This is a genomic window from Nakamurella sp. PAMC28650, from assembly GCF_014303395.1.
Classification (GTDB): Bacteria; Actinomycetota; Actinomycetes; order Mycobacteriales; family Nakamurellaceae; genus Nakamurella.
In genome coordinates this window covers 495,433-507,100 of sequence record NZ_CP060298.1, presented here as the reverse complement: position 1 = coordinate 507,100, position 11,668 = coordinate 495,433, and the positions used below count along the sequence as shown (strand labels likewise).

The following is an 11,668-nucleotide window of genomic DNA, read 5'->3' as shown; positions in this document are numbered from 1 at the left end:
GGCGATGCCACGCCGGCTACACCAGGGCTGTACCGACCGCACCCTCGACGGGCGGCTGGGCCGACCAGGGGAAGGTGATCCACAGTTCCGTCTCGCGCCAGGAATAATCGGGCACCAGGATCGTCCGGGGCTTGGTGTAGAGCACCGCGGACCTGGCGTCCGCCCCGTGTTGCTTCATCAGGTCCATCACCAGGGCCAGCGTCCGGCCGGAGTCGGCGACGTCGTCGACCACGAGCAGGCGCTTGCCGTTGATGGCCGCGGTGTCCAGCATGGGCTCCAGCACCACCGGGTCCGGCAGCGTTTCCTCGATGTCGGAGTAGAACTCGACGTTCAGCGTGCCGGCCGCCTTCGTGCCGAGGGCGTACGCCAGTGCGCCGGCCGGCAACAACCCGCCGCGGGCGATCGCGATGACGATCTCGGCGCGGAAGCCGCTCTCGGCGATCTGCTGGGCGAGTTGGCGGGAGGCCACACCGAATCGCTCCCAGGTCAGGACTTCGCGGGCGGGGGTGGGGATCGGGGAGGACATGCGCAGAACCTACCGGCCGGAACACGCGGGCACGACACGTAACAAGCCCGTCACCCCCTCGACCCGGGACGACACCCCTTTCACCGATACGGTGCTCTCCTGCGGCCCAGCCGGGGCCCACCACGTCGGAAGCCAGGGGTGATTGCACTGTCCACCGAGCTGGCCGGTGTCGGCCGGGTGACCAATCGTCAGATCCTGGACCTCGCCATCCGCGCCCCCAGGGTGATGATCGACGGCGCGGAGAGGTCCGCCGCCCTCTCGATCCAGCACGGGACCATCGTGGCGATCGAGCCCTTCGAGGTGGTGCCGCTGGCCCCCAAGGTGGTGACACTGTCTGCCGACGTGGTGTTGATCCCGGGCCTGGTGGACACCCACGTGCACGTCAACGAACCGGGCCGGACCGAATGGGAGGGCTTCTCCTCCGCCACGACCGCGGCCGCTGCCGCCGGTGTCACGACGATCATCGACATGCCGCTCAACTCGCTGCCCCCGACGCTGACCGCGGCGGCGCTGGCGGCGAAGAAGAAGGTCGCCCGCGGCCGCTGCCACGTCGACGTGGGTTTCTGGGGCGGGGCGGTGCCGACCAACATCGATGACCTGCCCGACCTGTTCGCGGCCGGCGTCTTCGGCGTCAAGTGCTTCCTGCAGGACTCCGGTGTGCCGGAGTTCCCACCGCTGTCCACGCCGGAACTGCACCGTGCGATGGAGGTCGTCGCCGGGCTCGGCGGGCTGATGTTGGTGCACGCCGAGGATCCCGCGGTGCTGCACGTGTCGCCGACACCCCAGGGCCGGAGTTACGCGGCCTTCGTCGACTCGCGTCCGGACACGGCCGAGGCGGCCGCGATCAGGACCGTCGTCCAGGCCTCGGCCGCCACCGGATGCCGCGCTCACATCGTGCACGTGTCGTCGGCGGCCGGTACCCGACTGGTACGCGAGGCCAAGTCGGCCGGTGTCCCGATCACCGCCGAGACCTGTCCGCACTACCTGACTCTCGCGGCCGAGACGATCCCGGACGGCTCGCCCCAGTACAAGTGCTGCCCGCCGATCCGAGGTGCTGCCGACCAGGACGCGCTCTGGGCGGCGCTGGCCGACGGCACCATCGACATCGTCGTCACCGACCATTCACCGTCGACTCCGGAGCTCAAGCTCCTGGAGGTGGGTGACCTGGGTCTGGCCTGGGGCGGCATCGCCTCGCTCCAGTTCGGTTTCGCAGCGGTGCTCGCCGAGGCCCTGCGGCGGGACGTACCCCTGGCCGACGTTCTGTCGTGGATGTCCACCGGGCCCGCCGACCTGGCCGGACTGTCCCACAAGGGCCGGATCGAGGTGGGCGCCGACGCCGACCTGGTCGCCCTCGCCGACGGTGAGACGTTCACCGTCACCGCCGCCTCGATCAAGCACAAGCACCCGGTGACGCCCTACCTCGGCAGTGAACTGCGCGGGGTGGTCCGATCGGTCTGGCTGCGGGGCACCCGGCTGGAGGACGATATGGTCGCCGGGCAGTTGTTGAACGGACGGACGCTCTGATCCGGCCGGCCCCCAGCGGTCCTGGCTTCCACCGACGATGCTCCGGAGTTCGACGATGAAACGCACCGACCTCGACCTGGCCTCCCGCGCACTGGGCGGCTCGGTGCGAGTCGTCAGCGACGAGTTCTTCGCCCCCCGCGAGTCCCTGATCCAGTCCTGGGCGCCCGGGCACGACAAGCTGGAGTTCGGTCCGCACGGCAAGATCTACGACGGTTGGGAGACGCGCCGTCGGCGCACGCCCGGATACGACTGGGCCGTGGTCGCGCTCGGCGTGCCCGGTGTGCTGCACGAGATCGTGGTCGACACCGCCTGGTTCACCGGCAACTATCCGCCGGAGATCTCGGTCGAGGCGACCTGGCTGGACGGGAGTCCCTCCGACGCGGAGCTGGCGGCCGCCGAGTGGGTCACCGTGGTGCCGCACTCGGCGGCCCGCGGCAACACCGCCAACACCTACCGGGTGCACAACCACTGGGCCTTCTCGCACGTGCGCCTGAACATCTATCCCGACGGCGGGGTGGCCCGGCTCCGGGTGCACGGCACCGCCGTCCCGGACCCGCGGGTGCTCGGCAGCCGGATCGACCTTGCGGCCCTGCACAACGGCGGCGACATCGCCGAGTGCTCTGACATGTTCTACTCCGATGCGCGACAGGTGCTCTATCCCGGTGTGGCGCGATCGATGTCCGAGGGTTGGGAAACCGCCCGCCGCCGGACCACCGGCAACGACTACCTGGTGGTGACCCTGGCCGGCCCGTCGCGGTTGTCGTACGTGGACATCGACACCGGATGCTTCCTGGGCAACGCACCCGGGCGCGTACAACTGTCCGGCCGCACGGACGACGAGGCTCCGTGGGAGATCATCCTTCCGGAATCGACCATTTCGCCGGACGCCCACAACCGGTTCCGGCTCGACAGCGCCGGTGCTCCGGGGAAACGGTGGAGCGCCGTCCGGGTCGACGTCTTCCCCGACGGGGGATTCTCCCGGTTGCACCTGATGGGTGAACTCGCCGAGGAATCTCTGGCCGAGGCGATCGCGAACTGGTTGCGATTGCTGCCCTCGGCCGCCTACGGCCGGATATTGGCGGGAATGGGAATCGAACGGGTGCCGGTGCGTGAGCTGACCGCAGCGCAACTGGTCGGCTTCGCCTGGTAGCAGTGCGGGCTGCTGTTCCGACGGTGGCCATTCTCCGAGAGATATATCCATTGCGTCATCGGTGCGCAACACGGCGTGGCTAACGTTTCCGCTGTCGGCAGATGCGTGGATCGCCCTTTCACCCGCAGGTGCCCCCGGTTGTGCCTCCCGTCCTTGACGTCCACCTCCACGCGAGCGCGTCCAGATCGTGCGTCCGCGTGGCGAAAGAGAAATGGAGTCCTGATGACCGACATGTCCACCCGCTCAGGCACATCAGTCGAAGCTCCGCCGTCGGTGATCCCCGCCCAGGGGTCTCCGGCCGGTAGCGGGCACCCGACCCACGGCCACGCCGAGAGCAGCGAGCTCGGTGGTCTGGTCAAGCCGGGGTACGACCCGCGGCTGACCAACGAGGACCTCGCTCCCCTGAAGAAGCAGACCTGGGGCTCCTACGCCTTTTTCGCGTTCTGGATGTCCGACGTCCACAGTGTGGGCGGGTACGTGACGGCCGGCAGCCTGTTCGCCCTCGGCCTCGCGGCCTGGCAGGTGCTGATCGCACTGCTGGTCGGCATCGTCATCGTCTACTTCCTCTGCAACCTGGTCGCGAAACCGAGCCACGCGACGGGTACGCCGTACCCGGTGGCCTCCCGCATTCCCTTCGGCGTGCTGGGCGCCAACGTTCCCGCCATCATCCGCGGCCTGATTGCTGTTGCCTGGTAGGGGATCCAGACCTATCTGGCGTCCAACGCCCTGGTCCTGCTGGCACTCAAGATCTGGCCCGGTCTCGCGCCGTGGGCGCTGAAGTCCGAGCACGGGTTCGCCGGTCTGTCGACCCTGGGCTGGGCCGGCTTCATGATCATGTGGGTGGCCCAGGCCGTCGTGTTCTGGCGGGGAATGGAATCCATTCGCAAGTTCATCGACTTCTGCGGACCGGCCGTCTACGTGCTGATGTTCGCCCTGGCCGTCTATCTCGTGGTCAAGGCCGGCTGGAGCAACATCAATTTCAACCTGGCCGACGGCGGCCTGACCCTCACCGGGTGGGCCTGCGTCCCGGTGATCCTCTCGTCCATCGCGCTGGTCGTCTCCTACTTCTCCGGGCCGATGCTCAACTATGGCGACTTCGCCCGCTACGACAAGTCTTTCAGCGCGATCAAGCGGGGCAACCTGCTGGGTCTCCCGGTCAACTTCATCGTCTTCTCGGTGTTGGTCGTGGTCACCGCAGCCGCTACCCGGAATGTATTCGGCACCCTCATCACGGACCCGGTCGAAACCGTCGCCAAGCTCGATTCGGTGACCGCGGTATTGATCGACGCGCTGACGTTCATGATCGCGACCGTCGGGATCAACATCGTCGCCAACTTCATCTCACCTGCGTTCGATTTCTCGAACGTCAACCCGCAGCGCATCTCCTGGCGAATGGGCGGCATGATCGCCGCGGACGGTTCGGTGCTGATCACCCCGTGGAATCTCTACAACAACCCGAGCACCATCCACTACACGCTGGACATCCTCGGCTGTTTCATCGGGCCGCTCTACGGCGTGCTGATCGCCGACTACTACCTGATCAAGAAGCGCCGGGTGGTCGTCGACGATCTGTACACGCTCAGCCCGACGGGCCGCTACCACTACTACAAGGGCTACAACCCGGTGGCGATCACCGCGACCCTGGTCGGCGCCGTGGTCGGCGTCGTCATCGTGTTCGGGGCCTCCTCCGGGGTAGCCGCCTACACCTGGTTCATCTGTGCCGGCATCGGCTTCTCCCTGCACTACCTCGGTACCGCCGTCTACAAGAACTCGGTTTCCGTCGACGACCTCCCCGCCGCCGTCTGACCCCCTTTCGCATGGATCAAGTTCGCTGGCATGGGCGAAAGTGGCAACTTCTGTCACTCCTGTCCCAAATCGGGGAAGTTGATCCATGCGACCCGTTCTGGAGGCACCACCGTGCTGGTCAAGATCATCAATCCCAACACCACGATCTCGATGACGCAGCGCATCGGGGAGTGCGCACGGGCCGTCGCCGCGGTAGGCACCGAGATCTCCGCGGTGAGCCCATCGATGGGACCGGCGTCCATCGAAAGTCATTACGACGAAGCACTTTCCGTTCCAGGGTTGCTCGAGGAGATCGAGCGCGGGGAACGGGAGGGCGCCGACGGATACGTGATCGCCTGTTTCGGGGACCCTGGCCTCGACGCGGCCCGCGAGCTGGCCGTCGGCCCGGTGGTCGGGATCGCCGAAGCGGCGATGCACGCCGCGCCGTTCCTCGGCCGGGGGTTCAGCGTCGTCACGACCCTGGGCCGGACCACCGGCCGGGCGTGGGATCTGGCCGGCCGCTACGGGATGTCCAGGACCTGCCGGAACGTCCGGGCCTGCGAGATCCCCGTCCTGGAACTGGAGCAGCCCGGTTCGCGGGCCCGGGAGTTGATCACGCAGGAGTGTCGGCTGGCCCTGCTGGAGGACCGGTCCGACGTCATCGTGCTCGGGTGCGCCGGAATGGCCGACCTGACGGCGGAGATCAGCGCCACCCTCGGGGTACCGGTGGTCGACGGCGTTGCCGCGGCCACCAAGATGGTCGAATCGCTCGTCGCGATGGGCCTGCGGACCAGCGCCTGGTCCGAGTTTGCTCCGCCTCCGGCCAAGAAGTACGTCGGGCTGCTGAGCGAATTCGCGGTCCTCTGACGCGATTCCGCCGAGTAGAGCCACGACAGAGTCTTCCGGGTGAATCCTGGTCGTCATCACCGGGCAACATAGGGTCGATACCGTCCGGCTGGTCAGAGGTGAAGGCCCACCGCAGTGCCGGTGGGAGGTGGGCTGGCCCCACGTTCATCGGAGGGAGCGGCGGTGCCGGCAACGAGGCGAACTTCGCCGCTGATCGGCCGATTGCACTGCGATGCCGACACGCATTCCCAGGCGGCCATCCTGGCCGAGCTGCGGCGGGTGATCCTCGAAGGCGGCGTGCCACCGGGTACCCCGATCCCGGTGGACCAGGTGGCCGAGACGTTCGGGGTGAGTCGCATCCCGGTGCGGGAGTCACTGCGCACGCTGATCGGTGAGGGTCTGGTCGACCATCGTCCGCACGCCGGCTACCTGGTCGCCCAGCTCACCGTCGAGGAGTTCCAGGGCCTGTACACCGTCCGGGGGGTGCTGGAGAAAGCCGCGCTGTCCTGTGCCGTCGGCCAGGCCACGCGCCTGGACGACGAGGCCGCGATGGACGCCCTGACGGCTCTCGACAAGGCCATGCGCGACAACGACTACCGCGGTTACCACGTCCAGAGTCGGCGGTTCCATCTCGCCCTGGTGACGCCGTCGCGCATGCGCCCACTGCTGGGCATGCTGGAGTCGGCCTGGAACGTGACCGAACCGTTCCAACCGATGGCCCGGATCGAAGACGACCACCGACGCCTGCTGCACGCGGAGCACCGGGCGATGCTGGACCACTTCCTGGCGCGTGACGCGGAGGCGCTGCTGGCCGTCGCGAGCGTTCATCTGGATCACCTGGACACCTCGATCGCGGCGATGCCGGCCGGCCACGGTCTGTTCACCGAGTCCGAGCGAAGAACCGAGCCACCAGCCGCCGTCGGGTCGCACCGACCCGATGGGATGGACACCTGACATGGCCGGGCATCATCGTGGACGTCATGCGGTCGCGTTCGCCGATCCGCACAGCCACCCGGCGAAGGGGCGTGGTCCGATGGTCGGTGGTGCCTCTGCAGCGGGCCGGCACCGTGCCCCCGGCCAGGGCCCGACCCTAGCCGAGTTCAACGCAGACGCAGCGGTCGCCGCCGAGATCCTCGGCGCCTGCATGGACATCGCCCTGTGGGTCGCCCAGGTGTCGGCCGGCCGGCCGTTCGCCGATCTTGCGTCCCTGCGCAGAGCCGGGTCCGCCGCGGCCGCCGTCATCACCTGGGAGCAGGTGGCCGGCGCGCTGGACCGTCACCCGCGCATCGGGGAGCGCCGGGCTGCGGTGGCCGGCACCGGGACCGAGTCGGCCTGGTCCGGTGCCGAGCAGAGCGGGGTCGAGGTGACCCAGGCGCAGGCGCTGGCCGCCGGAAACGTGGCCTACGAGCAGCGCTTCGGGCACCTCTTCCTGATCTGCGCCGCCGGACTCTCCGGGGAGCAGATCCTGGCCGCCCTCGACCTCCGCCTCCGCAACGAGCCGGCGGTCGAGAAGCCGATCGTGATCCAAGAGCTCCGGAAGATCAGTGCACTGCGCCTGGCCAAGGCCGTGGTGTCGTGAGCCGACCGTGAGCATCGAGCGGATCAGTACCCACCTGCTCGACACGGGCGTCGGCCGACCGGCCGGCGGTGTCCCGGTCGTGCTGGAGCGGATCGCCTCCGACGGGAGCGGCGCCCGGGCCGGCCATGGTGTCACCGACGACGACGGACGGGTCGGGGCGCTCAACCCGACCAACCTGGAGCCGGGGGAGTACCGACTGATCTTCGACACCGCGAACTATTTCGCCTCGGTCCACGGCCAGGTGTTCTACCCGCGGATCACCGTCGACGTCCGGCTGCCGGACGGCCGCCCGCACTTCCACATCCCGGTGCTGGCCAGCACCTTCTCCTACACCACCTACCTCGGGAGTTGAGTCATGGCGATCGTCCTCGGTGCCAACCGCTACGGGAAGGCCGAAGTCCGGCTGGTCCACGTCGAACGGTCGACGTCGGTCCACGTGATCACCGACATCAACGTCACCAGTCAGCTGATCGGCGACTTCTCCGACACCCACCTGACGGGTGCCAACGACAAGGTGATCGCCACCGACACGCAGAAGAACACCGCGTACGCGCTCGCCCGCACCGGTGGGATCAGCAGCATCGAGGAGTACGGACTGCGGTTGGCCCGGAACTACGTCGGCACCTACCCCTACGTCACGGGGGCCCGGATGGAGATCGAGCAGTACGCCTGGGATCGCATCGACACCGCCGGCGGCCCGCACGACCATTCGTTCGTCAAGGGATCCGGTGCGGTCCGGAATGCGCTGGTGCGCAAGGACGGTGACGCCGAGACGGTCTTCGCCGGCGTCACCGGACTGGTGGTGCTCAAGACCACGGGCAGCGAGTTCCACGGGTTCCCGCAGGTGCCCTACACCGCGCTGGTCGAGACCGACGACCGGGTGATGGCCACCTCGGTCAGCGCGCGCTGGGTCTACAACACGGTGGAGGGTCTCGACTGGAATGCGATCTTCGAGTCGGTGAGGTCCACGCTGCTCGAACAGTTCGCCGTGGTGCACAGCCTCTCGCTGCAGCAGACGTTGTTCACCATGGCCAGGACGGTGCTCGAGACACATCCCGAGATCGCCGAGATCCGGTTGTCCATGCCGAACATCCATCACTTCGTCGTCGACCTGACGAAGTGGGACCTGGACAACCCGAACCAGGTGTTCCACGCGGCCGACCGGCCCTACGGACTGATCGAGGCGTCGGTGGTGCGCGACGATGCCCCGGTGCCGGCCGGCACCTGGGACGGGGTCGCCGGGTTCGTGTAGCGGGGCCGTGCCGGGCGCCGACCCGGTGTCCGGCCCCGACGTTGCCCAGCGAATGGTTCACTGCCCTGATGGTTCACTGCCCTGATGGTCCACCACTGCATGGAGGAGTTCTGTGAGCATCTCGATCGTGGCCGGCGCACCCGAGGTGGCCGGCCTGAGCGGCGTCCTCACCCCGGAAGCACTGGATTTCCTGGCCGCATTGCAGGGGAAGTTCGGGCCGCGCCGCATGGAACTCCTCGAACTGCGCGCCACCCGCCGGGACGCGGTCTCTGCGGGTGCGATGCCGGACTTCCTCCCGGAGACCGCATCGGTGCGCTCGGGTGACTGGAAGGTGGCCCCCGCACCGGCCTATCTCGCAGACCGCCGCGTGGAGATCACCGGCCCGACCGACCGCAAGATGACGATCAACGCGCTGAACTCCGGAGCCAAGGTCTGGCTCGCCGACCTGGAGGATGCGAACACCCCGCACTGGGAGAACGTGATCGACGGCCAGATCAACCTGGCCGACGCCATCCGCGGGACGATCACCCTGGAACAGTCGGGGAAGTCGTACGCGTTGTCCGACGGCCCGCATGCGGTGATCGTGATGCGCCCCCGGGGCTGGCACCTGCCGGAGAAGCATCTGAGCCTGGACGGTGCGCCCCTGTCGGGATCGCTCGTCGACTTCGGGCTGTACTTCTTCCACAACGCCGCCGAGCTGCTCTCCCGGGGCCTCGGCCCGGCCTTCTACCTGCCCAAGATGGAGTCCCACCTCGAGGCCCGCCTGTGGGCCGAGGTCTTCGCCTTCTCCGAGCAGTACTGCGACATCCCGGCCGGCAGCATCAGGGTCACGATGCTGATCGAGACCATCTGGGCCGCCTTCGAGATGGACGAGTTCCTCTACGAACTGCGCGACTACGCCTCGGGGCTGAACGCCGGCCGCTGGGACTATCTCTTCTCGGTGATCAAGACTTTCCGGGACGCCGGCCCCGACTTCGTGCTGCCCGATCGCAACACGATCACGATGGCGGCGCCCTTCATGACGGCCTACTCCGATCTGCTGGTGGCCACCTGCCATCGGCGCGGCGCCTACGCCATCGGCGGGATGGCCGCGTTCATCCCCTCGAAGGATCCGGTGGCCAACGAGATCGCCTACGCCAAGGTGCGTGCCGACAAGACCAGGGAGGCCGGCGCCGGATACGAGGGGTCCTGGGTGGCCCACCCGGGCCTGGTGCCGCTCTGCACGGAGATCTTCGACGCGGCACTGGGCGACGGGGTCGATCAATCGGACCAGGGGATGGACGCCTCGGTGGCCGCGTCCGATCTGCTGGATTTCGCCTCGCTCCAGGTCGACGGCGTGCCGCCGGTGACCGAGGCCGGTCTGCGGAGCAACATCTCGGTAGCACTGGAGTACGTTGTGACCTGGTTGTCGGGGCGAGGCGCGGTGGCGATCGCCAACTTGATGGAAGATGCTGCCACTGCAGAGATCTCGCGTTCCCAGGTGTGGCAGTGGCGGCAGGCCAGGACGATGCTGGACACCGGTCGGGTGGTGACCCCGGCGTTGATCACGCAGATCGTCGACGAGGCCACCGAAACCCTGGCCGATGCCTGGGCGGAGGTTCCGCACGGTCGGAATCTGCTGGCCGATGCCCGCAACCTGCTGGTCGACCTGACGACGCAGAGGAACTACGTCGACTTCCTGACGACCCGGGCCTATGAACTCATCCCCTGAGACCGGGGTCCTCGGCCCTGAGCTGTTGCGGCACTGGGACGAGATGCTGACGCCGGACGACACCTCCTACGCCGCCGCCTATCCCGGGCCGCCCGCCCCGGGAACGGTGCACACCGTATATCTCCCGGTGCCTGGCTTCGTCGAGGGAGTGGTGCAGGCGTGGGGTGGGCGTGCACGGGCGGCGGTGGCGGAGTTCCCTGCGCAGTGGCACACCGTGCTGTCGCTGCTCAGCGACTCACCCGACGAGCTGGGCTCGCTGACCCTCGCCAAGCTCGAACGCGAACCGGTCGAGGACCTCCGGATCGACTTCGAGGACGGTTTCCGCGCACACCGCGGGACTCCCGCCGACGACCTGGAGGAGGACGGCCATGCGATCAGGGCCGCCGCCGTCGTCCGGCGATCGCAGATGCCCCGGTCGTGGGGCGTCCGGATCAGGTGCCTGGCCGGCGCCACCCGTCGTCGGGGGCTGCGGACGCTGGACCTGTTCCTCGCCGAGCTGCTCTCGCACGGGCCGATGCCCGCCGGATTCGTGATCACCCTGCCCAAGGTCACGTCGCTGGCCCAGATCGAGGTGTTCTGCGCGGTGCTGTCGCAACTGGAGGCCGCGCACGGACTGCCCGCCGGCTCGCTGCGCTTCGAGATCCAGGTGGAAACACCGCAGACCGTGCTCGGCTCCGACGGCACCGTGCCGGTCGGCCGGATGATCCACGCCGCCGGCGGGCGCGTCTCCGGGCTGCACTTCGGGACCTACGACTACACCGCCAGCCTGGGGATCCTGGGCGCGCACCAGAACCTCCGTCATCCGGTCGCCGACTTCGCCAAGGGTCTGATGATGCTGGCCGCCGCCGAGACCGGGGTCCGGGTGTCGGACGGCTCCGACAACAAGGTGCCGACCGGCGACGCGCAGACCGTCGGCCTTCGCTGGCAGGTGCACGCCGAGGGGGTGACGCGAGCCCTGCGGCAAGGCATCTTCCAGGGCTGGGACCTGCACCCCGCTCAACTCCCCACTCGCTTCGCCGCCACCTTCGCGTTCTTCCGGGACGGATGGTCCGAGGCTGCCGAGCGGCTCGGTGACTACCACCGTCAGGTGCCCGGTGCCGGTGGCGTCCTCGACGAGCCGGCCACCGCGTTCGCGTTGGCCCGCCACCTCGCGGCCGCGCTGGCCTGCGGGGCCGTGCAGCAGGCCGAGATCGGGACCGTGGCCGGGATCGGGGATGATGTCGTCCGGCGGTACCTCGTCCGTGGGGCGCCGCCCGGGGTGCTGACATGATCTGCTGCAGTGGCGCACCGACCTC

10 protein-coding genes and 1 pseudogene are annotated in these 11,668 nt (G+C 68.4%); 10 read left to right on the top strand and 1 reads right to left on the bottom strand.

Annotation, left to right across the window (positions count from 1 at the left end; all coding sequences use genetic code 11):
• Positions 1-16: 16 nt before the first annotated feature.
• On the bottom strand, positions 17-526 hold the full coding sequence (locus tag H7F38_RS02265; protein ID WP_187092660.1) for a phosphoribosyltransferase: 510 nt from the start codon (positions 524-526) through the stop codon (positions 17-19).
• 138 nt (positions 527-664) lie between these two features.
• On the opposite strand from H7F38_RS02265, the gene allB reads away from it, so the two are divergent.
• From allB to H7F38_RS02215, 10 genes and pseudogenes are all read left to right on the top strand, one after another.
• Entirely contained in the window at positions 665-2,050 is a 1,386-nt protein-coding gene (allB, locus tag H7F38_RS02260; RefSeq protein ID WP_255498211.1) for an allantoinase AllB, read from the top strand.
• 55 nt (positions 2,051-2,105) lie between these two features.
• On the top strand, positions 2,106-3,200 hold the full coding sequence (gene alc, locus H7F38_RS02255) for an allantoicase (RefSeq protein WP_187092659.1): 1,095 nt from the start codon (positions 2,106-2,108) through the stop codon (positions 3,198-3,200).
• Between the two features lie 222 nt (positions 3,201-3,422).
• A pseudogene (locus tag H7F38_RS02250) lies at positions 3,423-5,006 on the top strand (NCS1 family nucleobase:cation symporter-1).
• A 111-nt stretch (positions 5,007-5,117) separates the two neighbouring features.
• The gene (locus H7F38_RS02245) at positions 5,118-5,852 is read left to right on the top strand and encodes an aspartate/glutamate racemase family protein (protein ID WP_187092658.1); all 735 of its coding nucleotides are present in this window, start codon (positions 5,118-5,120) and stop codon (positions 5,850-5,852) included.
• A 162-nt stretch (positions 5,853-6,014) separates the two neighbouring features.
• A complete protein-coding gene (locus H7F38_RS02240) occupies positions 6,015-6,785 on the top strand; it encodes a GntR family transcriptional regulator (protein ID WP_255498210.1) in 771 nt (256 codons plus the stop codon).
• Position 6,786: 1 nt separating this feature from the next.
• Positions 6,787-7,410 (top strand): 2-oxo-4-hydroxy-4-carboxy-5-ureidoimidazoline decarboxylase, encoded by a 624-nt coding sequence (gene uraD, locus H7F38_RS02235; RefSeq protein ID WP_222618388.1) that lies wholly within the window; start codon positions 6,787-6,789, stop codon positions 7,408-7,410.
• 7 nt (positions 7,411-7,417) lie between these two features.
• On the top strand, positions 7,418-7,762 hold the full coding sequence (uraH, locus tag H7F38_RS02230) for a hydroxyisourate hydrolase (protein ID WP_222618387.1): 345 nt from the start codon (positions 7,418-7,420) through the stop codon (positions 7,760-7,762).
• Positions 7,763-7,765: 3 nt separating this feature from the next.
• Entirely contained in the window at positions 7,766-8,662 is an 897-nt protein-coding gene (pucL, locus tag H7F38_RS02225) for a factor-independent urate hydroxylase (protein WP_187092657.1), read from the top strand.
• 112 nt (positions 8,663-8,774) lie between these two features.
• Positions 8,775-10,373 carry a malate synthase A gene (gene aceB / locus H7F38_RS02220; protein WP_255498209.1) on the top strand — a complete coding sequence of 533 codons (1,599 nt, stop codon included), beginning with the start codon at positions 8,775-8,777 and terminating at the stop codon, positions 10,371-10,373.
• Positions 10,357-11,643: an aldolase gene (locus H7F38_RS02215; protein WP_222618386.1), complete on the top strand. Its 1,287-nt coding sequence runs from the start codon at positions 10,357-10,359 to the stop codon at positions 11,641-11,643. Before aceB ends, H7F38_RS02215 begins: the two co-directional genes overlap by 17 nt.
• Positions 11,644-11,668 lie beyond the last annotated feature (25 nt).